The sequence below is a fragment of the Micromonospora musae genome (assembly GCF_003626635.1).
Taxonomy (GTDB): Bacteria; Actinomycetota; Actinomycetes; order Mycobacteriales; family Micromonosporaceae; genus Micromonospora; species Micromonospora musae.
In genome coordinates this window covers 364,780-387,905 of sequence record NZ_RAZT01000003.1, presented here as the reverse complement: position 1 = coordinate 387,905, position 23,126 = coordinate 364,780, and the positions used below count along the sequence as shown (strand labels likewise).

Sequence of the window (23,126 nt, the reverse complement as noted above, 5' to 3'; positions counted from 1 at the left end):
CTTGCCGGATGTTCACCCTCGCCCAGGCGCGGTGCCTGGTCGCCACCCTGCGTCCACGCATCGACGACCTGATCCGACTCCGGGCCGACCTGGCCGAGCTGCACGCCGATCTGGCCGAGCACGGCACGAGCCCGTTCGGCGGCCGGGCCGAGGGCAAGGCCCTGGAGGCCCGGCTGCACGCCGTCCTCGACGAGCTGCACCAACACGACGTGCAGGTCAAGGGCATCGCCCCGCTGCTGCTCGACCTCCCCGGCGAGCGGAACGGCCGGCCCGTGCTCTGGTGCTGGCTGGAGGGGGATCCGGACGTCGGCTGGTACCACCGCGTCGAGTGCGGATTCCCGGGTCGCCGGCCGGTGTGAGCCGGCCACCGGGCGGGCGGCTTCCGGCGGGCGTCAGCGGGTCGGTTCGGCGACCGCGAAGACCACCACGTTCTCGACGTAGTGGCGGCGACCCCTGTCGAAGTCGCCGCCGCAGGTGATCAGGCGCAGCTCGGCGCCGGGCGTCGGACCGTACACCGTGGAGGTGGGGAAGCGGTCCTTGCGGGTGCGCAGCGCACCGGTGACGCGGAACGACAGCCACTGCCCGCCGCGCCGTACCTCGACGGGGTCGCCCGGGCGCAGCTCGCCGAGGCGGGCGAAGACGGCGGGTCCGTGGCGCGAGTCCAGGTGCCCGGCGAGCACCGCCGGGCCGGGATCACCCGGCGCCGGGCCGCTCGCGTACCAACCGGCCAGGTCGAAGTCGGTAGGCGGCACCAGGGCGCCGGCCCGGTCCAGGCCGAGCGCCGTGAGCGGGGAGTCGACCCCGATGCGCGCCACGCGTACCCGGGTGGGCTCGCCTCGTGGGGCCGCCGGGCATCCGGTCGCGCAGTCGGGACTCCGCCCGGCGGTCGGTCGGCCCGCGACGGTCGGTGGCTGCGCGGCGGCCGGCGTCGGGTCGGCGCCGGCGGGCGGCGGTGGCTCGGTCGCGGCGAGGCCGACCCCGGTCCCGGCGGCCAGGCAGAGCGCCACCCCGAACGCGACAAGCGCGGTCACCGGCGGCCGGGACCGTCGGTGCCGGCGGATCGCCGGGCCGGGCGGCGAGATCACCAGCTGGTACGCCGGCGGCGGCGCAGCAGGAGCAGGCCGCCGACGAGCGCGAGGCCGGCCAGTCCGGCGGTGACGGCCGGGTACCCGAAGCGGCCCGTCCCGGCCGTGCCACCGGCCCCGGTCTCCACCCCGCCGGACGGGACCACCGTGCCACCCTGCGCGTCCCGTCGCAGTTCGGTGGTGAGCCCGCCCTCCTTCGCGTCCAGCACCAGCAGCGAGTAGACGGCGCCGCCGGTCAGCCGGACCTCGGCCTGCGTGGTCGGTCCGCCGCTGCCGGAGAGCCGCAGCCGCCATTGACCCGGCTCGACCAGCTGGTAGTCGGTCGTGGTGGCGAAATGGACGCCGTTGGCGATGGCCGGGCCGTCGGCGACCGCCACGTCGAGCACCGGGGCGCGCACCGAGGCCTGCACGACGCGGACCTTGGCCCGGCCGCCCTCCGGCGCGCTGAGGTCGTCCTGCAGTACGCGCAGCCCCAGGTCGGCGTAGCGCCCCACCCCGGCGACCGTGTACGCGGCACCGCTGGTCACCGCGACCTCGGTGGTGAGCACCGGCGGATCGTCGGCCGGCGCGCCCGCCTCGCGCATGGCCACCGCGTACCGCCCGACGGGCAGCGGCAGGTAGTCGGAGAGCACGCCGTAGCCCACGCCGGGGAAGACCTGCGGCTCCGTCGCGTCCGGGGCGGCCAGGTAGACGTCGACGCTCGGGGTGTCGGGGGAGAGGTGGGCGAGCCGGACGTAGCCGGGGCTCGCCGCGTTCGCCGCAGCGGCGGGGCTGGTCGGGAGGGCCACGCCGAGCAGGAGCACTCCGGCTCCGGCGAGCAGGCGGCGTGGTGCGGTGCGCAGCAGGTGCATGTCGCCTCCGGGGGTGCGGCCGGCCAACGGATTGGGTCCGGTCGATAGCGTCCCGGCCACGGGACTGCGATGCAACAGTCACCGGCCCGACACGCCGAGAAGCGCGGCGGGGAGCCGGAGGCACGCCGATCGCGGCTCGGAGCCGGCCGGGCACGTGGCGGAGCCGGGCGCACCCGGCCCCGCCACGTCCGGCGGGAGGGGACTGCGACTCAGGCGGCGGAGTCGAAGGCGGCCAGCGCCTCGCGTACCTTCTCCACCCCGGCCGGCGCCTCGTGCTCCCAGTCCGTCGGGTCCGCGGAGTAGATGATCCCGTACGGCTCGGTGCCGGGCTGGTAGCGCCGGCCCTCGGCGAGCGGTCCGGCGTCCACGGCGTCGTAGCCGATCCGGTCCAGGAAGGTACGCGTCGCCGCCTTCGCGTCCGAGTCGTCGCCGGCGATGGGCAGCGCGCTGCGGTCGGCCGCCCCGGCCAGCCGGGGCAGGGTCCTCAGGTGCCGGAAGTTGATGTTGTTGAAGACCTTGACCACGCGCGCCTGCGGCAGGTGACGTTGCAGCAGTTCGCTGCTGGTGGTCGCGTCGGAGTCCAGCTCCGCGATCTGCCCGTCGCGCTGCGGGTAGTAGTTGTTGGTGTCCAGCACGACCTTGCCGGCCAGCGGCTCCGGCGGCACCGCCCGGTACGCCTTCAGCGGGACGCTCACCACCACGAGGTCACCGGCCTGCGCGGCCTCGAGCGACGTCACCGCGCGGGCCCGCGGGCCGATCTCCTGGACGAGTTCGCGCAGGGTCTCCGGGCCGCGCGAGTTGCTGAGCACGACGTCGTAGCCGGCGGCCACGGCCAGCCGGGCCAGCGTGCCGCCGATGTATCCACTGCCGATGAATCCCACAGTTGTCATGTCTGGTGCCAACTCCGTCCACCGCGGCCCGCATTCCGCACCGGCCGCCGGAAGACGCCTCGGCGGCCTGCCGCCACGGTACGGCCGGGCTCCGGCGGTGGCCGGCGGCGTCGCCGCCGGCCACCCGTCCGGGTAACCGTGGGGCTCAGGCCGGACCGGGGAGCACCTTCTCGACGGCGGCGCGCAGCTCGGGCGCGTCGGGCGTCACCGTGGGGGCGAACCGGGTGGCCACCGCACCGTCCGGGGCGACCAGGAACTTCTCGAAGTTCCACCGCACGTCGCCCGTGTGGCCGTCGGCGTCCGGGGTGTCGACCAGCTCCGCGTAGAGCGCGTGCCGGTCCGGGCCGTTGACGTCGACCTTCTCGGTGAGCGGGAAGGTGACGCCGTAGTTGACCTGGCAGAAGTCGGTGATCTCGTCGGCGGTGCCCGGCTCCTGGCCGCCGAACTGGTTGCACGGTACGCCGAGCACCACGAGGCCGCGGTCCGCGTACTCCTCGGCGAGCGCCTGCAGGCCGGCGTACTGGGGAGTGAGGCCGCACCGCGAGGCGACGTTGACCACCAGCAGGGCGCGCCCACGGTACTGGGCGAGGTCGGCGGGGCCGCCGTTCAGGGCCCCGATCGGAATGTCGAAGACGGTCATCGGCTGAGGCTATCGCCGCTCGCCGCCGCCTCCACCGGCGCGGTCCGCACCGGCGGGCCGGGTGCCGCCGGTGGTCGCGGGTGGCGGGCCCGGCCGGCGGTCACCCGCCGGCAGGGCCCGCCGAGCAGGTCGGCGCGACCGGCGGTCAGGAGCACGGGAAGTTGCTCTTCGAGCAGGTCACCCCGGTGTTGTACGCGTCGTTGAAGTGCGTGTAGTAGGCGTCGTAGAGCGGGTGGGTGCTCCCGGTCTCCGGCGCCATCTTCACGAAGATCTCGTCGTTCTCGCCGAGCGCGTCCTGGGTCCAGTTCTGCGAGCCGGTGTAGACGCGGTACTGGTAGGCGGTGCCGTACCTGCCGTACGTCGCGAAGAACTTGTCATGCACCTTGTCCTTGCGGCGGATGGCGACGCCGGCGTCGAGCAGCTGGTTGTAGACGGACTGGCTCATGGCGATCCCGCCGTCGGCGTTGCTGCCGATCACCATCCAGACCTTGCAACCGGCGGAGCGGTACCGGATCACCTGGTTGACGAGCTGCGGCCGTCCGGTGGTCACCGACGCCATGCCCACGCGCAGCCGGCAGTCGGCGTCGGGGGTCAGGTCGTTGAGGCGGGTGACGATGGTGTCGGTCTGCCCCGCGCCCTCCGGCGAGGCGTACGCGTCGGCCGCGGCGGCCTGGTAGTAGCCCCGGCCGGAGGCGGAGTCGTAGTAGTCGTTGCCGCTGTAGTGGCGGCGGTTCCACATGTCGGTGAAGTTGGCGTTCAGCCCGGCGGCGAGCGCGGCGTCGCCGTAGACGGTGATGGCGTTGTTGAACGCGTCCGGACCGGTGGCGTACGTGAGGTTGCTGGAACCGAACCAGACGACGTCGGCGCGGGCCACACCGTTCGGGTCGGTGGTGCTGGTGAAGGTGAAGAGCTTGGTGTGCATGTCGCCGTCGGGGCTGGTGCTGATGCAGCCGTGGCCGCCACCGCTGTTCGAGCAGAACCGGTTGTTGGCCAGCTGCTTGACCGTCGTGATGGCCGGGTCGGTCGAGGTCGCGTTCTTTCCGTCGAGGAGCGCCAGCACGGTGACGCCGCGGCTCTGGGCACGCAGCAGCGCGTCGGCGACCGAGTCCACGCTGAGCGAGTGGATCGCCCCTCGGACGGTGGAGCCGGCGGGCGCCCCGTCGATCAACCGTTGCAGCTCGTTGATGATGGTGTAGTCGCGTCCGGCGGTCGGGTTGCTGAAGTGCGCCCACACCGGGTAGCCGGCGAGGGTCGCCGACGCCGCGGAGACGCGGGCCGCCGCGGGTGCGGCCGGGGCGGCTCCGGTCGAGGTCAGCACCGCGGTCACCACGGCGAGGCAGAGCAGCAGCACACGGCGGACCGACCCGCCCTTACGGCTCGAGATCATAGACAGGGATCGTTGTCGTCGGGCCCGTCGCGCGTCAACGTCGTACGCCGGAACTCCGCGTGAACGCGCCGACGTCCGGTGATCATCTTCGGGTCGGTTGACAGTCGGGCCGGGATCCGGCACGTCGGGGGCCGGGTGTTTCGGCGGGACACGAATCGAAGCATTTACATCTTGACTAAGTGATGACGCCGTGAGTAGCGTCTCACCAACATTTTGGAAAGTTTCCTAACTGTTTGGGGAGGCGTCCCATGAAGAGATCACTCCGCCGGGCTCTCTGGGCCGGCGCCGTGGTCGTGCTGACCGCCACGTTGGCGCCCGTCGCCGCCGCCTACGGCGCGGGAAGCGTGACCACCACGTTCACGAAGGTGCAGGACTGGGGGAGCGGCCACGAGGGCCGGGTCACCATCACCAACGGCTCCGACGCTCCGGTCGGCACCTGGCGCATCGAGTTCGACCTGCCCGCCGGCACGAGCATCAGCAGCTCCTGGGACGCCGACGTGACCCGAAGCGGCAACCACTACGTGGCGGTGAAGAAGAGCTGGGCCGGCCCGATCGCGCCCGGCACCTCGTTCAACTGGGGTTACAACGGCAGCGGCCCGTACGCGGCCCCGCTGAACTGCACCATCAACGGCGCCTCCTGCGGCGGCGGCAGCACCCCGCCCACCACGCCGCCGCCCACCACGCCGCCCCCGACCAACCCGCCGGACCCCGGCGGCAAGAAGATCGTGGGCTACTTCGCCGAGTGGGGCGTGTACGGCCGCAACTATCACGTGAAGAACATCCACACCAGCGGCTCGGCGTCGAAGTTGACCCACATCCTCTACGCCTTCGGCAACACCACCGGCGGCCGGTGCACCATCGGCGACAGCTACGCCGACTACGAGAAGGCGTACACCGCGGCGGAGAGCGTCGACGGCGTCGCGGACACCTGGGACCAGCCGCTGCGCGGCAGCTTCAACCAGCTGCGCAAGCTCAAGCAGATGTACCCACACCTGAAGGTGATCTGGTCCTTCGGGGGCTGGACCTGGTCCGGCGGCTTCACCCAGGCCGCGCAGAACCCGACCGCCTTCGCCGAGAGCTGCCACAACCTGGTCGAGGACCCGCGCTGGGCGGACGTCTTCGACGGCATCGACGTCGACTGGGAGTACCCGAACGCCTGCGGACTGAGCTGTGACGCCAGCGGCCCGAACGCGTTCAAGAACGTCGTCTCCGCGCTGCGCACCAGGTTCGGCGCGAACGCCCTGGTCACCGCGGCGATCACCGCGGACGGCAGCAACGGCGGCAAGATCGACGTCACCGACTACGCGGGTGGCGCGCAGCACCTCAACTGGATCATGCCGATGACGTACGACTACTTCGGCGCCTTCAACCCGCAGGGCCCGACCGCCCCGCACTCGCCGCTGACCTCGTACCCCGGCATTCCCCAGCAGGGCTTCTGGTCGGACGCGGCGATCCAGAAGCTCAAGAGCAAGGGCATCCCGGCGAACAAGCTGCTGCTCGGCGTCGGCTTCTATGGCCGGGGCTGGACCGGGGTGACCCAGGCCGCCCCCGGCGGCAGCGCCACCGGCGCCGCCCCGGGCACCTACGAGGCGGGCATCGAGGACTACAAGGTCCTCAAGAACACCTGCCCGGCCACCGGCACCGTGGGCGGCACGGCGTACGCCAAGTGCGGCAGCAACTGGTGGAGCTACGACACCCCCGCCACGATCAACGGAAAGATGACGTACGCGAACAACCAGGGCCTCGGTGGCGCGTTCTTCTGGGAGCTCTCCGGTGACACCGGCAACGGCGAGCTGATCGGCGCCATCAAGGGCGGTCTCGGCTGAGCCGTAGGCCGACGCATCACCCACACGGCGGGGAGGGACGCACCGTCCCTCCCCGCCCGGCGTGTCGCGCCGGGGTGTCGCGGGGTACCCCTGTCGTCCGGTGCGGCGAATGTGACAGACTCGCCGCTCGGTACGGCTCGATTCCGGCGGCCGAGGGGGGCTTGATGGGTGGAACGCACGTGAGGCTGGCGGGCGCCGCCCTCGCGCTCGCGATCCTGCCGGCCGCCCTCGCCGGGTGCGGCCTCGGCGGTGAACCGAAGCAGCCCCCGAAGCCCACCGAGGGGCCAGCGGAGGTGGCCGCCACGAAGTCCCGGGAGCGCGTGCAGGCCTACCTCGACGCGGTGGTCGCCAAGGACGTGGACGCCGGGCGCGGCCAGCTCTGCGCGGTGATGCACGACGCCTTCGACGCGGGGGCCACCGGCCCGAACGGCGACTTCGCCGACCACTTCAAGGTGCCGGAGGCGGCCATCACCGGCGTCCGGTCCGGCCCACACGGCCAGGAGGTGGACGTCTCCGTCACGGTCGCCGTCGACTCGCGCAAGATCGCCCGACCGTTGGTCTTCACCGTGACCCGCGACGGGGCGGACTGGTGCATCTCCGGGGAGGCGCCGGGAAACACCGCCGCCAGCGCCCGCCCCAGCGTCGATCCCAGCCCGAGCAGGGCGTCCTGACCTGCGTCGATGCCGCCGTCGACAGGTGAGCTCCCAGTAGCCGGAAACCACGCACCTCGGCGACCGGGCCGCGCCCCGGTCGCCGTACGCTTGCTGTCATGCGCCATGAGTGGCATCAGCTGAGCCACCCCGGGGTGGCCGGTCCGGGGCTGCAGACCAGCCGTCCTACCGTCGACTCCGCGGAGGACGCGGCTCTCGGCCTGGACCGCTGGCGGGAGCTGCCCCGCGAGCAGACCCCGCCGTGGTCGGACCCGGCGAAGGTGGCCGAGGTGTGCAAGGTGCTCGACACCGTGCCGTCGGTGGTCGCCCCCTACGAGGTCGACCAGCTCCGGCAGCGGCTCGCGCTGGTCTGCGAGGGCAAGGCGTTCCTGCTCCAGGGCGGTGACTGCGCCGAGACGTTCGCCGACAACACCGAGAGCCACCTGCTGGCCAACGCCCGCACGCTGCTCCAGATGGCGATCGTGCTCACCTACGGGGCCTCCCTGCCGGTGGTCAAGGTCGCCCGGGTGGCCGGGCAGTACACCAAGCCCCGGTCGCTGCCGACCGACGCACGCGGGCTGCCCGCGTACCGCGGCGACATGATCAACTCGCTGGAGGCCACGCCGGAGGCGCGGGTCGCCGACCCACAGCGCATGATCCGGGCGTACGCGAACTCCGCCGCCGCCATGAACATGCTCCGGGCGTACCTGGCCGGTGGGCTGGCCGACCTGCACGCGGTGCACGACTGGAACAAGGACTTCGTCCGGCAGTCGCCCGCCGGCGAGCGCTACGAGGCGATCGCCCGGGAGATCGACCGCGCCATCGCCTTCATCCGGGCCTGCGGGATGACCGACGAGGAGGCGCTGCGCACCGTCACCCTCTACTGCTCGCACGAGGCGCTCGCGCTGGAGTATGACCGGGCGCTCACCCGGGTCTCCGACAGCCGGGCGTACGGCCTCTCCGGGCACTTCCTCTGGATCGGGGAGCGCACCCGCCAGATCGACGGCGCCCACATCGACTTCATCTCCCGCATCGCCAACCCCATCGGGGTCAAGCTCGGCCCGACCACCAGCCCGGACGAGGCGATCGAGCTCTGCGAGAAGCTCAACCCGGAGAACATCCCCGGCCGGCTCACCCTCATCAGCCGGATGGGCAACCACCGGGTACGCGACGCGCTGCCGCCCATCGTCGCCAAGGTCACCGCGGCCGGCGCGAAGGTGGTCTGGCAGTGCGACCCGATGCACGGCAACACGCACGAGTCGTCCAACGGCTACAAGACCCGGCACTTCGACCGCATCGTCGACGAGGTGCTCGGCTACTTCGAGGTCCACCGGAACCTGGAGACCCACCCCGGTGGCCTGCACGTGGAGCTGACGGGCGAGGACGTCACCGAGTGTCTCGGCGGCGCCCAGGGCATCGAGGATCTCGACCTGCCCGACCGGTACGAAACCGCCTGCGACCCGCGGCTGAACACCCAGCAGTCGCTGGAGCTGGCCTTCCTGGTAGCGGAGATGCTGCGTGGCTGAGGCGAGCAGTGAGCTGGCGAGCCCCGCGGTCGCAGCCGAAGAGACGGCTGCGACCGAGGTGAGCAGTGAGCTCGCGAGCGCCGCGGCCGGCAGCCGAAAGGACAACTGTGCCTGACAGCCTGATCGACCTGCGTTCGGATACCGTCACCCGGCCGACCCCGGGAATGCGGGAGGCCATGGCCACCGCCGAGGTCGGCGACGACGTCTACGGCGAGGACCCCACGGTCACCGCCCTCGAGGCCGAGGTCGCCGCGCTCTTCGGGCACGAGGCGGCGCTCTTCGCGCCGAGCGGGTCGATGGCCAACCAGATCGCGCTGCAACTGGTGGTGCCGCCGGCCAACGAGCTGCTCTGCGACGCCGACGCCCACGTGGTCACGTACGAGATCGGCGCGGCGGCCGCGTACGGCGGCATCTCGTCGCGGACGTGGCCGGCGGTCGGCGGAGACATCGACCCCGACGTGGTCGCCGCCATGATCCGGCCGGACGGCTACTTCGCGGTCCCGACCCGGGCGATCGCCGTGGAGCAGACCCACAACCGGGGTGGCGGCGGGGTGATTCCGCTGGCCACCCTGCGGGAGCTGCGGCGCGTCGCCGACGACGCGCAGCTGGCGCTGCACTGTGACGGCGCCCGGATCTGGCACGCTCACGTCGCCGACGGCGTGCCCCTGATCGAGTACGGCCGGCTCTTCGACACCCTGTCGGTCTGCCTCTCCAAGGGCCTCGGCGCGCCGGTCGGTTCGCTGGTCGTCGGCAGCGCCGAGAAGATCGAGCGGGCCCGGCTCATCCGCAAGCGGATGGGGGGCGGCATGCGGCAGGTCGGCGTCCTGGCCGCGGCCGGCCGGTACGCGCTGGCGCACCACGTCGAGCGTCTCGCCGAGGACCACGCGAAGGCCGCCCGGCTCGCCGAGGCGATCGCGCCGTTCGGTGTGCTCGCCACCGCGGTGCGCACCAACATCGTGCCGCTGGACCTGACCAAGTCCGCCCTCGACGCCCACACGCTGGCCGCCGCGGCGCGGGAGGCGGGGCTGCTCATCTCGGTGCTCGGCCCGCGTACCGCCCGGCTGGTCACCCACATGGACGTCGACGACGCCGGCATCGACCGGGCCGTGGAGATCCTCACCCGCGTTCTGCGCGGCTGACCCCCGCCCGGGTCGTGGTCACACGCCGAGGGGCTGTTCCGTACGGAACAGCCCCTCGGCGCGTGGAATGCCTGGTGTGCCCGGCCTGGTGCGGTGCCCCAGCCCGGGCCTCGGTCGGCGGCGCCGGGTCGCCGGATGCGCTCGGCCCGGTCAGCGGCGCAGGCGCTGGAGGGTGGCGACGTCGGCGTCATGGCCGACATGCTTCTCCGACGGGGTCTCCACCACCGTCGGCACGCCGGCGGTGGCCGGATGGGTCATCAGCTCCGCGAACGGCAGCTCGCCGATGCTGCCCTTGCCGATGTTCTCGTGCCGGTCGCGGGTCGAACCGCAGAGGTCCTTCGAGTCGTTGGCGTGCACCAGCCGCAGCCGATCCGCCCCGACCGTGGCGACCAGGGTGTCCAGGGTCGCGGTCATGCCGCCCTCGACGGCCAGGTCGTGCCCGGCGGCCCAGGCGTGGCAGGTGTCGAAGCAGACGCCGAGCCCCGGATGCCGGTCGACCGCGTCCAGGTAGGGGCCGAGGTGCTCCACCCGGGAGGCGAGCGACCGTCCGCCGCCCGCGCTCGGCTCGACCAGCAGCATCGGCCCGCCGGCGGCCGCGGCCGAGTCCAGCAGCGGCAGCAGCGCCTCGCGGACCTGCCGCATCGCCGCCTCGGCGTGCCCGGCGTCGACCGCGCTGCCGGCGTGGAACACCACCCCCTGCGCGCCGATCGCCGCACCCCGGCGCAGCGCGTGCGCCAGCGTCTGCGCCGACCGCTCGACCGTGGCTGCGGTGGGGGAGCCGAGATTGACGAGCAGGGACGCGTGGATGAAGACCGGAACGCCCCGCTCGGCGCAGCCGGCGCGGAACAGCTCGTCCTGCACCGGATCACCCGCCGGCAGCGCCCAACCCCGGGAGTTGGAGACGTAGACCTGGACGACCTCGGCGCCGGTCGCGTCGAGATAGGGCAGAGCCGCCTTGGCCAAGCCGCCCGAGGTCGGCGTGTGCGTGCCGACCGGACGGGCCACGTTCACCGGCATGTCAGAAGCACCCGATCGTGACCGGGGTGCCCGGAGGCACCTGCGAGTTCTCGCCCGGGTTCTGGAACCGGACGACGGCGTTCGGGTTGAACTGGATGGTCACCGGGAAGCCCTGGCTCTCCAACACCTGCTTGGCCTGCTGGCAGGGCAGATCCATCACCCGGGGCACCACCACCGCCGGCGGGCCCTTGCTGATCTCCAGCTTGACCTCGGCGCCGCGCTCCACGCCGGTGCCGTCGGCCGGGCTCTGCCCGAGGATCTCGTCCTTCGGCTTCTCCGAGTCCTTGAAGTTCTCCACCGCGACCAGGCCCAGCCGGGACAGCTCGGCCCGGGCGTCGTTGAGGTTCTTGCCGACCAGGTTGGGCACGCTGATCGGGGCCCTGCCCTTGCTCAGGATCACCGTCACCTTGGCGCCCGGCTTGACCTGTGCGCCGACCTTCGGGTTGGTCGCCACCACCACCCCGGCGGGCAGGGTGTCGTCGTAGCGGGCCGTGCCCTTGACCGCCACCAGGTTGGCGCTGACCAGGTCCGCCTCGGCGAGCTCGAACTCCTTGCCCACCACGTCCGGCACCGGGAACTGCTCCGGACCGAGGGAGAGGGTCAGGGTGACGGTGCCGCCCTTGAGGATCCGATCGGCCGAGCCCGGGTCCTGGAGCAGGACGCTGTCGCGCGGAACGGTGGCGTCGTAGCGGGGCTCGGCGTACTTCAGGACGAGGCCGGCGCGGGCGATCTGCGCCTCCGCGTCCGCCTTGGTCAGGCTCACCAGCTGCGGGGCGTCGGTGTAGCGGCCGAACGTGAGGTACCAGCCGCCGAGCGCGGCGACCAGCACGAGCGCCGCAGCGGTGGCGATGATCGCCAGGCGACCGCGGCTCTCGCCGGCCACCCCCGTGAAGAGCCGACCGAGCCGGGCGCCGAAACCGTCGCTCTCCGGCGGCGCGGCCCGACGTCGACCGACCCGTTGACCGTCCTCGGGCAACCGGGCCCACGCCGGCCGCTCGGCCGGGCGCACCGCCGCGACCACCATGGTCGGCTCGGAGACCGGCGGCTCGGTGGTGATCCGACGTAGCACCGTGGTGTGGCTGTTCGGGTTGCCCAGCTCGTCGCGGGCCACCTGCACCTCGGCGAGGAGCGCGCCGGCGTCGGTGGGCCGGGCGTCCGGGTCCCGCCGGGTGGCGCGGGCGACGAGGTTGTCGAGGGCCGGTGGTAGGCCGGGAACCAGGGTCGACGGGGACGGCACGTCGCGGTCGACGTGCTGCCAGGCGATGTCGATCGGGCGGCCACCGTCGTAGGGGACCCGGCCGGTGAGCATCTCGAAGAGCACGATGCCGGCCGAGTAGACGTCGGTACGTGGATCGGCGTGACCCTTGGTGACCAGCTCGGGGGCGACGTACGCCACGGTCGCCATGAGCTGGTTGCCGCTCTCCTCGTCGGCGCTCGCCTCGACGGCGCGGGCTAGGCCGAAGTCGGCCACCTTGACGACGCCGTCGACCAGATTGGCCATGCCCCCGGTGGGTGCCTCGGCAACCAGCACGTTCTCCGGCTTGACGTCGCGGTGGACCACTCCGGAGCGGTGCGCGGCGGCGATCGCGGCGAGCATCTGCTCGAAGATGGCCAGCGCCTCGTCCGGGTTGAGCCGGCGCCGCTCGGCGAGCACCTCGCGCAGGGTGCGGCCGCGTACGTACTCCATCACCAGGTAGGGCAGGCCGCCGTGGGTGCCCTGGTCGTAGACCGCCACCACGTTGGGGTGGGTGAGCCGGGCGATGGTCTTCGCCTCGTCGGTGAAGCGCTCGACGAAACCGGCGATCCGGGCCCGGGCCTCGGGGGCCTGGGTCGGATGAATGATCTTGACGGCGACGGTGCGCTCGAGGCGTTCGTCGGTGGCGGTGTACACGGTCGCCATGCCGCCACGGGCCACGCGACCGCGGATGCGGTAGCGCCCGTCTATCAGCGAGCCAAGCAACGTGTCGGCGACCTGTGTGTCCATCGGCAGGAAGTCTATGTGTCCAGGGGTCGAAGGTTGAACAGGATGCTACAGCCGGGGTCCGACCTCGTCCGCCCGCCGCGCTCGTCCGCCGCCCGGAGACGGCGCTGATCTGCGCGAACGCGCCCCTGTGCCGGCTCGGAGGGTTCGCGCCCGGTGGACGGGGAGAGCGACCGTCGGTCCGTCCGGGTGATCGATGGGTGACCCTGAGTATCGGATCGTGGTGTCCGGGGTGCCGTTTGGCCTGGCCCGGTCGCCCCGTGGCAGGGTGTTCGGGTGACCGAATCCGTACCCGCCGACCAGGCCGCAGCCGGCCCCGGACCCGCCGACGCGGCCGGCTGGCTGACCCTGCCCGACGTCGCCGAGCGTCTCGACGTGTCGATCAGCAAGGTGCACCAGATGATCCGCGACCGGGAGCTGTTGGCGGTCCGCCGCGACGGCGTCCGCCGGGTGCCCGCGGACCTGGTGGCCAACCGTACGGTGCTCAAGCACCTACCCGGCGTGCTCAACCTCCTGACCGATGCCGGCTACGACGACGAGGCCGCGCTGCGCTGGCTCTACGAGCCGGACGACACCCTGCCCGGAACCCCGGCCGCCGCCCTCGGCGGCGACCAGGCCCGCGAGGTCAAACGCCGCGCCCAAGCCCTCGGCTTCTAACCCGCCCCACCCCGCCGCCCCCTCCGGGCGTCTCCGTGCGTTGATCATGAAGTTGTTGCCGGCCGAAGCGGCGTGTCGGGGCAATAACTTCATGATCAACGCGGAGAGGGTCGGGGCCGAGGGCGGGGTGAGGGGCGGGGGTGGGTGGTCAGTCGGTGCGGCGGGTGGCGGCGGCGGCGAGGTCGACGAGCGCCTGGCGGGCCTCGATGTCGAGGTCGACCGGGGCGAGCGCCGCCAGCGCGCTGTCGGTCAGAGCGGTGATCCGCTGCTCCGTACGGACCGGCGCGCCGCTCCTGGTGATCAGCCCGCGCAGCCGGGTCACCCCCTCCTCGTCGAGCCCCGGGTCACCGAGCCCGGCCAGGAGCTGCGCCCGGTCGCCCTCGTCGAGCACCTCCAACGCGGCCGCCACCAGGAAGGTCCGCTTGCCCTCACGCAGGTCGTCGCCGGCCGGCTTACCGGTCTGCGCCGGGTCGCCGAAGACACCGAGCAGGTCGTCGCGGAGCTGGAACGCCTCACCCAGCGGCAACCCGTACGCCGAGTAGGCCGCCTCGACCTCCACCGGGGCGTCCGCCAGCGCGGCGCCGAGGAGCAGCGGCCGCTCGACCGTGTACTTCGCCGACTTGTAGCGGGCGACCTTGCCGGCGCGCTCCACCGAGGTGTCCCGGGTCACCTGGGCGAGGACGTCGAGGTACTGCCCGACGGTGACCTCCGTGCGCATCTCGTCGAAGACCGGACGGGCCCGGGCCACCGTGCCCGGCTCCAGCCCGGCGGAGTGCAGCAGCTCGTCGGACCAGACCAGGCAGAGATCGCCGAGCAGGATCGCGGCGGCGTCGCCGAAGCCGTCCGGGTCGCCACCCCAGTTGGAGCGGCGGTGGCGGGTGGCGAACCGGCGGTGCACCGCGGGCTCGCCGCGCCGGGTGTCCGAGCGGTCCATCAGGTCGTCGTGGATCAGGGCGCTGGCCTGCACCAGTTCGAGGGCGGCCAGCGCGGCCAGGACCTGATCGCTGTCGACGCCGCCGGCCCCGCGGTAACCCCAGTAGGCGAAGGCCGGCCGCAGCCGCTTGCCGCCACCCAGTACGAACGCCTCGATCACCTCCGCCAGGGGGGACAGCGCGTCGTCGACCCCGGCCATCCAGATCCGCTGGTTGGCCAGGAACTCGGCGAGGGCCTTGTCGATTCGCTGCCGCAGACCGGCACGGTCGACGGGGGAGACGGAAGCTGCGTCGTTCACGCGTGAACGCTAGCCGGTCGGGTCGGGCATGCGATACCCGCCAGTATCAAGGCGAGCCGTAGCTCACCGGCGCCGATCCCGCACCCGCCCGGACGAGGGCGGGCGAGGCAGATAGGGGCGGGTCGTGGTGACCAACGTCATGTGACGACGGACCGCCGGCGCCCGCCGGTGCGCGGCCAGGCCACGCCGTACCTCGGTCAGCTGGGCCGAGGCCCGAGGCGACCCGGCACGGATCGCGTCGACGAGGGCCGCCCCCGCCACCTCGCAGGCCAGCTCCACCTCACCGAGCTGGAGGTAGCCGCGGGCCAGCCAACCGCCGTACACCGCCGCGCGACGCGGACGCCCGCGCTCCCGGGCCGCCCCGGCCAGCAACGCCTCGACCCGCCGGGGCCGCCCGAGGGCGACCAGGGTGCGCCCGGTCATCGCCGTCAGCTCCGGCGCGTCGAGCCAGTAGAGCCAGGACGGTTCGTGCCCGGCGGCGGGAGCCGTGGTGGCCAGGTCGGCGGCGCGGAGGGCCTGCCCGGCCGCCTCCGGCCGCCCCGCGAGGGCCGCGGCGAACGCCACCCGGTGCAGCAACAGGGCACGCAGCCCGGGGCTGGCCCACCGTCGGCCGCCCGCGTGCGCGGTGCGGGCCAGCAGGAGGGCGCCCTCGGGATCCCCGGCGTCGGCGAGCAGGTGACTGGCCGAGCCGAGCACGTGCCCGGCGAGGGCCGGGTCGCCGGCGGCCGCGGCGGCGCGCAGCCCGAGCCGGTACGCGTCCAGACCGGCGCTCGGGTCACCGGCGTCGGCGGCGAGCCAACCGGCGAGCTGGGCCGCCTCGGCGAGCAGGGGCAGCAACCGCCGGCGGCCCGCCGGACCGGACCGGGGCAGCGCCCGCGCCACCCGGCGGAGCCGGTCCGTGCCGAGCGGTGCGAGGTCGGCCCCGCCGGACAGGTCGTCGAGGCGCCGCAGCCCGGCCAGGTCGGCGGCGTACGCCTCCTCGGGCGACCGGGCCGCGCCGTCGGAGAGGATCGGTGGCGCCGGCTCGAACCCGCCGCCCGGCACGTCCGGCCCGGCGAGCCGCCCGGGCGCGGCGACCAGCAGTTCGGCGCGTGGGTCGGCCCGCCACCGCTGGGCCAGGGCGAGCAGCGCGGCGCGGGACCGGGCGACGCCGGTCGGCCCGGTCGGCGGGGCGAGCCGGCGCGCGCTGGTCGCCGCGTCGGTCAGCAGCTCGAGCGGCGCGGCGAGCACGACGGCGAGCCAGCGCAGCCAGAAGTCGCCGGGCACCCGCACCTGCCGCTCCCACCGGGACACCTCGTGCCGGCTCAGGGTCGGCACGCCGGCCACGGCGCAGAGCTCGGCGGCGGTGCGCCGCTGACTCCAGCCGCGGGCCAGCCGGAGCTGGGTGAGCAGCGGCCCGAGCAGCAGCGGGCCGCCGGGCGGGGGCGAGGTCATCGGGCCTCCGGATGGTCACGGGTGCGGCGGCGCGACCGCCCACCGGACGCCCGCGCCACCGCTGACAACGGCGACCCCCGCACGGCCCCCCGTGGAGTCCGGCCCCGACCGGCTCCACCCGCGCTGCCCATTGGATACCCCGGGGGTACGACGCTTTCCCGCGCCGCCCGCGTCCGCCGCGCCTTGCGGGCCGCCCTCGTCCGCCGGGCCGCCCGCGTTCCGGCGCGTCCTCGGCGTCGCCCGCGTCCGCGCGCCGTCCCGTCCCGCCGACCGGCCGGGACGTGCACCGCCACCGGACCCGGCTCCGCACGGGGCGCCAGCGGGTGGGAAGCTCGCCGATCCGGCGGGTGTCGCCCGCTAGAGTCGGACCGTGGCGCTCGGTCTCCCCTCTGTCCTCCCCAATCCGCAGCCGGCGATCGGGGAGCTGATCCGTGAGCGGCAGCCGACCTTCTCGTTCGAGTTCTTCCCACCCAAGACACCGGAGGGTGAGCGCCTGCTCTGGCAGGCGATCCGGGAGCTGGAGTCGCTGCGGCCGTCCTTCGTCTCCATCACCTACGGCGCCGGTGGTTCGACCCGGGACACCACCGTCGCGGTGACCGAGCGGATCGCCACCGAGACCACCCTGCTGCCGATGGCCCATCTCACCGCGGTCGACCACTCCGTCGCCGAGCTGCGGCACGTGATCGGCCGGCTGGCCGGCGTCGGGGTGCGTAACGTGCTCGCGGTGCGCGGCGACCCCCCGGGCAACCCGGGTGGCGAGTGGGTTGCCCACCCCGAGGGCGTGCGCTACGCAGCGGAGCTCGTCCAGCTGATCCGCGGGGCCGGCGACTTCAGCGTCGGCGTCGCCGCCTTCCCGTACAAGCACCCGCGCTCGCCCGACGTGACCAGCGACACGGAGCACTTCGTCCGCAAGTGCCGGGCCGGCGCCGAGTTCGCCATCACGCAGATGTTCTTCGACGCCGACGACTACCTGCGGCTGCGGGACCGGGTGGCCGCCGCCGGCTGCGCCACGCCGATCCTCGCCGGAGTGATGCCGGTGACCCGGATGGCCACCATCGAGCGGTCCGTCCAGCTCTCCGGGGCACCCTTCCCGCCCGCGCTGGCCGAGCGGTTCGCGCGGGTGGCCGACGACCCCGAGGCGGTCCGCCGGCTCGGGGTCGAGCAGGCCAGCGAGATGTGCGCTCGGCTGCTCGACGAGGGAGTGCCGGGGATCCACTTCATCACCCTCAACCGCTCCACCGCCACCCGGGAGGTCTGGCAGAACCTCCGGGTGCAGGCACGCACGTGACACCTGGCGACACCTGATCCGGCCTGCGACGGTTGGTCAGTGGTGGGCACACAGCTGAACTGGGACGAGTACGCCACGGCGTGGGCGCGGCTGCACGGGGGCTTCGACCCGCGCAAGGCCGCCCCCGTCGTGCGCGGTTGGCTGCGCTTCGCCTACCACGTCGGGTACGTGCTGGGCCGGATGCGGGTCGGTCCCACCGCGGTGACGGTGACGGGCGTGCTGCTCTGCGTCTGTGTGCCGGTCTTCGCCGTGCAGCCGGTCGACGGGCCCTTCCTCGGGGCGCTGTTCGTGCTGCTCGCCGGGGTGGCGGACAGCGTCGACGGCGCGGTGGCGGTGGTCACCGGGCGCACCACCCGGCTGGGCTACGTCTACGACTCGGTGGCCGACCGGATCGGTGAGGCGGCCTGGCTGGTGGCGTTCTGGCTGGTCGGTGCGCCGGGCGCGCTGGCGGCGGCGGGTGGTGCGCTCTCCTGGCTGCACGAGTACGTGCGGGCCCGGGCGGTCTCCGCCGGGATGCGGGAGATCGGCGCGGTGACGGTGGGGGAGCGCCCAACCCGGGTCCTGGTCGCCCTGGGTGGTCTGCTGGTCGCCGGGCTGGCCGGGCTGATCGAGCCGGATCTCGCGGCCGGCACCATCACCATGGCGACCGCGGTCTGGGTGCTGCTCGCCGGCTTCGGGCTGGGGCAGCTCCTCGCCGCCGTCCGCCGGGCCCTGATCGAGGCGGGCTGAGACGCCCGCCGCGGCGGAAGTGGGCTACGCGGCGGGACCGATGTCGGTGGCGACGATCTGGGCGGAGAGGGTCACCATCGGCAGGCCACCGCCGGGATGGCCGGAGCCGCCGACCAGCCACAGCCCGTGCACCGGGCCGCGGTTGGCCGGTCGGAGCAGGCCCCCGGCGGTGCCGTAGATCGCCCCGCCCGGCGCGCCGGTCGAGGCGTCCAGGTCGGCCGGGGTGCGGATCTCCTGGAACAGCAGCCGGTCCCGTACGTCGACGCCGCGCGCCGCCAGCACCTCCAGCACCCGGTCGGCGTACGCCTGCGCGAGGCCGGGGCGACGCCAGTCCACCGCGCCCGTCGAAGTGCCCTGGCGTGCCGCGTTGACCAGCACGAACCACGCCTCGTGGCCGTCCGGCCGGACCAGTGGATCGTCGGCGACGGTGACGAGGACCGTCGGGTCGGCGGCCGGGCGGGCCCGCACTCCCCGGCCCGGGTCGCCGAAGACCGCGTCGAACTCGGCGTCGTAGTCGGCGGGGAAGAACACGTTGTGGTGGGCCAGCCCGCTGGCGCCGGCCACCCCGAGCAGCAGCACGAACCCGGCCAGGCTGCGGTCGGTGAGCCCGGCCAGCCGGCGCGGGCTGGGCAGCAGGTCCCGGTAGAGGGTGAGCGCGTCGCAGTTGGCCACGACCACGTCGGCGGGGACCGGCGCGGTGACCCCGGCGAGGCGTACGGCGTGCACCCGGCCGCCCGCCGCGTCGATCCGCGTCACCGTGGTGCCGGTCTGCACGACCACCCCGAGGTCCAGGCAGCGCGACAGCAGCGCATCGGCGAGTGTGCCCAGTCCACCGCGCAGGTACCAGCCGCCGTACGTCAGCTCGGCGTACGGGACCGCGACCAGCGCGGCCGGTGCGCGCCGCGGGTCGGCGCCGGTGTACGTGGCGTACCGGTCGAGCAGCATCCGCAGCCGCGGGTCGGTGAGGTGCCGGCGGCCCAGACCGCGCAGCGTCCGGCCCGGCGCGATGGCGGTCAGGTCGCCGAGCCGCCAGGCCAGCGCCGCCAGGTCCCGTGGGGAGTCGATCGGTCGGCGCAGCACGTCCCGGGAGGAGGCCGCCCACACCCGGGCGGCGCGCCGCCAGAGCCGCTGCCAGTCGGCTGCCGCCCGGTCGCCGAGGGTCGCGCCGATCCGGGCGGCGAACTCGGCCGGGTCGGCGCAGGAGTCCAGCGTGGACCCGTCCGGGAAGACGTGGCGGACGATCGGGTCGAGCGGCGTCAGGTCCAGGTACTCGTCGAGCTTCGCCCCGGTCGCCTCGAACAGGTCGGCGAAGACCTCGGGGAGGGTGAGCAGGCTCGGCCCGGTGTCGAAGTGGAACGGGCCGGCCGGGGTGTCGTGCACGTGGCGGCCCAGCTTGCCGCCGACCGTGTCGGCCCGCTCGAACACGGTCACCTCGTGCCCGGTGGCGGCCAGCCGGGCGGCGGTGGCCAGCCCGCCCACGCCGGCGCCGACGACCACGATCCGCGCCATCACGCGCCTCCTAGCTGACCGGGCGGCCCCGCCAGGACAACCGCCGCCGCTTCCGCAGATGGTACGACCGCAGGGTCAGCCAACCGAGGAACACGACCGACACGGGGTGTGCCAGCGCGTCGGGCCACCACCGGCCCCCGGTCGCCCGGGCGGTCACCACCCGCCCGGCCACGCCGAGCAGGTACGCCGCCGCGGCCACCAGCGCCGCCGGCGTCGACCCGGCGACCAGCGCGGCCACCGCCAGCAGCGGCGGCGCGGTGTAGAGCAGGAGCAGCACTGCCAGCACGGCGGCGGCGGCGCCCGGATGACCGAACGTGGCCCAGAGCGACTTCGAGTAGCCGTCGCGCAGCTGCCGCCAGTCCGCGTACATCCGGCAGGCGGCCAACCGTGAGGCGTCGGCGAGCGCGATCCGGTCGCCCGCGCGCTTGACCGCCCGGGCCAGCTCGATGTCCTCCAGGACCCGGCCGGCGACCGCGGCGTGCCCACCCGCCCGCAGGTAGCCGGCGCGGTCGACGACCAGGAACTGCCCGCCCGCCGCGGCCAGCGACGGCCGCGGCGAACGCTCCATCGCCCGCAGCGGCAGGAAGGTCAACCACAGCCACTGCAGCAGCGGCTGGACCAGCCGGTCGGCCGCCGTCGCCACCACGATCCGGGGGTACGCCGACAGCAGCGCCACGTCGGCCGAGCGCAGTTCGGTGACCGCCGCCGCCACGGCGTACGGGGCGAGCACCACGTCGGCGTCGACGAAGACCAGCGCGGTCGCCGCCGGGTCGGCCCGTTCGGCCAGCTGCCAGCAGGCGTACGGCTTGCCCAGCCAGCCCGGCGGCGGGGTGGCCCCGGTGAGCAGGGTGACCCGCGGGTCGCCGCCGGCGATCGCCCGGACCACGTCGGCCGTGCCGTCGGTGGAACCGTCGTCGAGCACCACGATCCGCAGCCCCGGCACCGCCCGCTGGTCGAGCAGCGCGCGCAGGCACGGACCCACCCGCTCGGCCTCGTTCCGCAGCGGCAGCAGCACCGCCACCGGCTCGGTCACCTCGCCCGGCGGCACGGCCGGGCGGCGCAGCCAGCGGGCGGCGTTGACCAGGGTGTGGCCGGTCAACACGGCCACGCCGAGGACGAGCGCGATCAGGGCGGTCATGCGGTCGCGTCGACTCCGGAGGGCTGCGGTCGCCACGGTCGGGGCGGTCCGCCGGCCCGGTGGGCCCGCAGCAGCGCCGCCGCCAGCGGCACGGCGGTCACCCCCATGCCGGCCGCGCCCCAGAGCGCCGAGGCCGGCAGGCCCAGGAAGACCGCGTGGGCCAGCACGCTGGAGGCGTACGTCCAGAGGTAGAGCGCGAACATCGGGGTGTCCCGGCCGTCGGTGACCGTCGCGGCCGGCCCGGCCAGCGCGGGCAGCGCGCTCATCAGCAGCACCGCGAAGAGCAGCCAGCCGAGGTAGTTGCTGACGGGGACGCCGGGCAGGCCGGGCAGGGCCCAGCCGACGTCCCGCCACCGCCAGTAGCCCTCGGCCACCATCTGCGGGTCGAGGAAGAGGTCCCAGGTGGCCAGCCCCGTCGCGGCGAGCGCGATCCGCCGCAGCGCGAGCCGGCCGGCGGCCGGACCCGGCGCCGGGGGAGCGGCGGGCTGGCCGCCCGGCGCGGTGCTGAGCCGTACAGCCGCCAGCCAGGCGGGCCAGGCCATCCAGGTCCAGGCCAGCGGGATGATCAGTGGCACGCCGGCCACCTTCGGGCCCAGCTCGCCGGAGTAGTCGTAGCTGCCGAACGGGACCCCGGTGGCGACCCCGACCGCCTCCACGGCGAACCCGCCGCCGGTGGCCACCGCGACCAGCGCCGCCGCGGTGCGTGGGCCCCGGCTGAGCAGGGCGTGGCCGACCGAGAGCAGGTAGCCGAGGCCGACGGTGGCCACGGTCAGCCGGGCCCGGAGCGGGCCGTCGGTCAGCGGGTAGCAGATCTGGGCGAGTACCAGGACGGCCAGCAGCGCCCAGGGCAGTCGCCGGCGGATCATGCGGCCGGACGGTCGAGGGGCAGGTCCCGCCCCAGCACGCCGAACGGCCGTTCGTCGCCGGGGAACTGGAAGTCGCGCAGCACGTCGGTGAAGCCGAACCGCCGGTACAGCCGCCAGGCCCGCGACGTCCGCTCGTCGGCCTCCGGGGTGGAGAGCAGGGTGGTGGCTCCCTCGGCCAGGGTGAGCAGCGCGCGAAGCTGCCCGGCACCCAGGCCGTGCCCCTGCGCCGGCGGCCGGACGTGCAGCTCGACCACCTCGAAGCAGCTGGTCAGCCAGCGCTGCCGGGCCGCCGGGTCCAGCGCCCGCAGTACCTGGTCGTGCCACCACTGCCCGGCGGCGCCGAGGTAGCCGTACCCGAACCCGGCCAGGTGACCCTCGCTGGTCAGGCTGGCCACGGCACGGAACCCGGGCCGGCGTACGTGGGTGGCGATGTAGCCGCGCCGGGCCTCCAGCAGGTCGGTCCGGTAACCCATCGCCTCGCCGTAGACGGCCACGACGTCGTCCAGCCGTCGGACGAGATCGTCCGGGGTCCACCGCACCAACCTCATGCCCACCCACCTCTGGTGTCCTCGTCGTCCGTGACCCAGCCCAGCACCGTGCGATCACCGACCACGTCGCGTATCTCGAACCGCGCGAAGAGCTCCTCGGCGTACCACCCCTCGGTGGGGGTACGCGTGATCGCCGCGCGGTGCTCCGGGTGACGGTACGCGAACGCCACGAGGTCCGCCGGGGCGCGCCACACACTCACCGTGCCCTGCCAGCCCAGCGGGGCCTCGCCGACGCCGAACCGGGCCAGCAGCCCGGGTGCGCCGCGCAGGGCGGCGGCCACCGGTGGCACCGCCCGCCAGAAGGTGACCGCCCGGCGGGCCCGTAGCCGGGCCCGGGTCAGGGCGAGCACCGGACCGTCGACGTGGCCGCCGGAGGGTTCGCCGAACGGGCGGCGGCGTGACCACTCGCCCCGGCTGGACAGCGGGCGCAGGTCGACCCGGACGGCGGCCCGGGCGATCCGCGCCCAGGCCCGGCCGACGGGTGTGTCGTCGAAGCCGCTCGCCGCGGCGGGGGAGTCCCAGACGGTCAGCGCCGCCCATCGGGTCGGGTCGGCGTCGCCCGGCCCGAAGCCGGTGCCGGTCCCGGTGCCGAGCAGCTTGCCGAACCGTACGCCCGCGGTGGCGCGTAGCCGGCGCGGGTCGAGCGCCATCCGGGCCAGCGCCCGGGGCAGCGCCGCCGGGGCGGTCCGCCACACGTGCAGTGTGACGAGCTCCGGGACGTCGTTCACGCCGCC

At 74.3% G+C, this 23,126-nt stretch carries 22 protein-coding genes; 8 read left to right on the top strand and 14 right to left on the bottom strand.

Going from position 1 to position 23,126, the window contains the following annotated elements:
* The first annotated feature begins 8 nt into the window (after positions 1–8).
* Entirely contained in the window at positions 9–359 is a 351-nt protein-coding gene (locus tag D7044_RS07585; protein ID WP_120688363.1) for a DUF2203 domain-containing protein, read from the top strand.
* 33 nt (positions 360–392) lie between these two features.
* On the opposite strand, the gene D7044_RS07580 is transcribed toward D7044_RS07585, so the two are convergent.
* The 5 genes from D7044_RS07580 to D7044_RS07560 all read right to left on the bottom strand — a co-directional run bounded on the left by D7044_RS07580 (position 393) and on the right by D7044_RS07560 (position 4,853).
* On the bottom strand, positions 393–1,031 hold the full coding sequence (locus D7044_RS07580; protein ID WP_233564894.1) for a class F sortase: 639 nt from the start codon (positions 1,029–1,031) through the stop codon (positions 393–395).
* 50 nt (positions 1,032–1,081) lie between these two features.
* Positions 1,082–1,936, bottom strand: a complete 855-nt coding sequence (locus D7044_RS07575) for a DUF4397 domain-containing protein (protein WP_120688362.1) — start codon at positions 1,934–1,936, stop codon at positions 1,082–1,084.
* Between the two features lie 209 nt (positions 1,937–2,145).
* Positions 2,146–2,826 carry an NADPH-dependent F420 reductase gene (locus D7044_RS07570; RefSeq protein ID WP_120688361.1) on the bottom strand — a complete coding sequence of 227 codons (681 nt, stop codon included), beginning with the start codon at positions 2,824–2,826 and terminating at the stop codon, positions 2,146–2,148.
* 145 nt (positions 2,827–2,971) lie between these two features.
* Positions 2,972–3,466, bottom strand: a complete 495-nt coding sequence (locus D7044_RS07565; protein WP_120678252.1) for a glutathione peroxidase — start codon at positions 3,464–3,466, stop codon at positions 2,972–2,974.
* 145 nt (positions 3,467–3,611) lie between these two features.
* Positions 3,612–4,853, bottom strand: a complete 1,242-nt coding sequence (locus tag D7044_RS07560) for a phospholipase D-like domain-containing protein (RefSeq protein WP_120678250.1) — start codon at positions 4,851–4,853, stop codon at positions 3,612–3,614.
* A gap of 248 nt (positions 4,854–5,101) precedes the next feature.
* On the opposite strand from D7044_RS07560, the gene D7044_RS07555 reads away from it, so the two are divergent.
* The 4 genes from D7044_RS07555 to D7044_RS07540 all read left to right on the top strand — a co-directional run bounded on the left by D7044_RS07555 (position 5,102) and on the right by D7044_RS07540 (position 9,994).
* Positions 5,102–6,679, top strand: coding sequence for a glycosyl hydrolase family 18 protein (locus D7044_RS07555; protein WP_120688360.1), 1,578 nt, complete (start codon positions 5,102–5,104; stop codon positions 6,677–6,679).
* A gap of 164 nt (positions 6,680–6,843) precedes the next feature.
* The gene (locus D7044_RS07550) at positions 6,844–7,350 is read left to right on the top strand and encodes a hypothetical protein (RefSeq protein WP_120688359.1); all 507 of its coding nucleotides are present in this window, start codon (positions 6,844–6,846) and stop codon (positions 7,348–7,350) included.
* A gap of 98 nt (positions 7,351–7,448) precedes the next feature.
* Complete coding sequence (locus D7044_RS07545; protein ID WP_120678244.1) at positions 7,449–8,855, top strand: class II 3-deoxy-7-phosphoheptulonate synthase; 1,407 nt, start codon at positions 7,449–7,451, stop codon at positions 8,853–8,855.
* Positions 8,856–8,974: 119 nt separating this feature from the next.
* Entirely contained in the window at positions 8,975–9,994 is a 1,020-nt protein-coding gene (locus D7044_RS07540) for a threonine aldolase family protein (protein ID WP_120678905.1), read from the top strand.
* A 150-nt stretch (positions 9,995–10,144) separates the two neighbouring features.
* Here the strand turns inward: D7044_RS07540 and D7044_RS07535 are convergent, their stop codons facing one another.
* Positions 10,145–11,005 carry a deoxyribonuclease IV gene (locus D7044_RS07535; RefSeq protein WP_120688482.1) on the bottom strand — a complete coding sequence of 287 codons (861 nt, stop codon included), beginning with the start codon at positions 11,003–11,005 and terminating at the stop codon, positions 10,145–10,147.
* 7 nt (positions 11,006–11,012) lie between these two features.
* Entirely contained in the window at positions 11,013–12,995 is a 1,983-nt protein-coding gene (pknB, locus tag D7044_RS07530; protein WP_120688358.1) for a Stk1 family PASTA domain-containing Ser/Thr kinase, read from the bottom strand.
* Between the two features lie 273 nt (positions 12,996–13,268).
* On the opposite strand from pknB, the gene D7044_RS07525 reads away from it, so the two are divergent.
* On the top strand, positions 13,269–13,649 hold the full coding sequence (locus D7044_RS07525; protein WP_120678241.1) for an Rv2175c family DNA-binding protein: 381 nt from the start codon (positions 13,269–13,271) through the stop codon (positions 13,647–13,649).
* A gap of 148 nt (positions 13,650–13,797) precedes the next feature.
* On the opposite strand, the gene D7044_RS07520 is transcribed toward D7044_RS07525, so the two are convergent.
* Positions 13,798–14,880 carry a polyprenyl synthetase family protein gene (locus D7044_RS07520; protein ID WP_120688357.1) on the bottom strand — a complete coding sequence of 361 codons (1,083 nt, stop codon included), beginning with the start codon at positions 14,878–14,880 and terminating at the stop codon, positions 13,798–13,800.
* A 63-nt stretch (positions 14,881–14,943) separates the two neighbouring features.
* On the bottom strand, positions 14,944–16,314 hold the full coding sequence (locus D7044_RS07515; protein WP_120688356.1) for a transcriptional regulator: 1,371 nt from the start codon (positions 16,312–16,314) through the stop codon (positions 14,944–14,946).
* 370 nt (positions 16,315–16,684) lie between these two features.
* Between D7044_RS07515 and metF the strand changes: the two genes are divergently transcribed.
* Complete coding sequence (gene metF / locus D7044_RS07510) at positions 16,685–17,602, top strand: methylenetetrahydrofolate reductase [NAD(P)H] (protein WP_120678235.1); 918 nt, start codon at positions 16,685–16,687, stop codon at positions 17,600–17,602.
* 39 nt (positions 17,603–17,641) lie between these two features.
* Positions 17,642–18,331, top strand: coding sequence for a CDP-alcohol phosphatidyltransferase family protein (locus tag D7044_RS07505; RefSeq protein WP_120678233.1), 690 nt, complete (start codon positions 17,642–17,644; stop codon positions 18,329–18,331).
* Between the two features lie 24 nt (positions 18,332–18,355).
* Here D7044_RS07505 and D7044_RS07500 read toward each other — a convergent pair whose 3' ends face one another.
* Genes D7044_RS07500 through D7044_RS07480 form a run of 5 tightly spaced genes read right to left on the bottom strand, consistent with a single transcriptional unit; the run spans position 18,356 to position 23,120 of the window.
* Complete coding sequence (locus tag D7044_RS07500) at positions 18,356–19,840, bottom strand: phytoene desaturase family protein (RefSeq protein WP_120688355.1); 1,485 nt, start codon at positions 19,838–19,840, stop codon at positions 18,356–18,358.
* 10 nt (positions 19,841–19,850) lie between these two features.
* Positions 19,851–20,978, bottom strand: coding sequence for a glycosyltransferase family 2 protein (locus D7044_RS07495; protein ID WP_120678229.1), 1,128 nt, complete (start codon positions 20,976–20,978; stop codon positions 19,851–19,853).
* Positions 20,975–21,844, bottom strand: a complete 870-nt coding sequence (locus tag D7044_RS07490; RefSeq protein WP_120688354.1) for a carotenoid biosynthesis protein — start codon at positions 21,842–21,844, stop codon at positions 20,975–20,977. Before D7044_RS07490 ends, D7044_RS07495 begins: the two co-directional genes overlap by 4 nt.
* The gene (locus tag D7044_RS07485) at positions 21,841–22,392 is read right to left on the bottom strand and encodes a GNAT family N-acetyltransferase (protein ID WP_120678900.1); all 552 of its coding nucleotides are present in this window, start codon (positions 22,390–22,392) and stop codon (positions 21,841–21,843) included. The genes D7044_RS07490 and D7044_RS07485 overlap by 4 nt, the downstream gene beginning before the upstream one ends.
* Positions 22,389–23,120 carry a monooxygenase gene (locus D7044_RS07480; RefSeq protein ID WP_120678225.1) on the bottom strand — a complete coding sequence of 244 codons (732 nt, stop codon included), beginning with the start codon at positions 23,118–23,120 and terminating at the stop codon, positions 22,389–22,391. Before D7044_RS07480 ends, D7044_RS07485 begins: the two co-directional genes overlap by 4 nt.
* Positions 23,121–23,126: the final 6 nt, after the last annotated feature.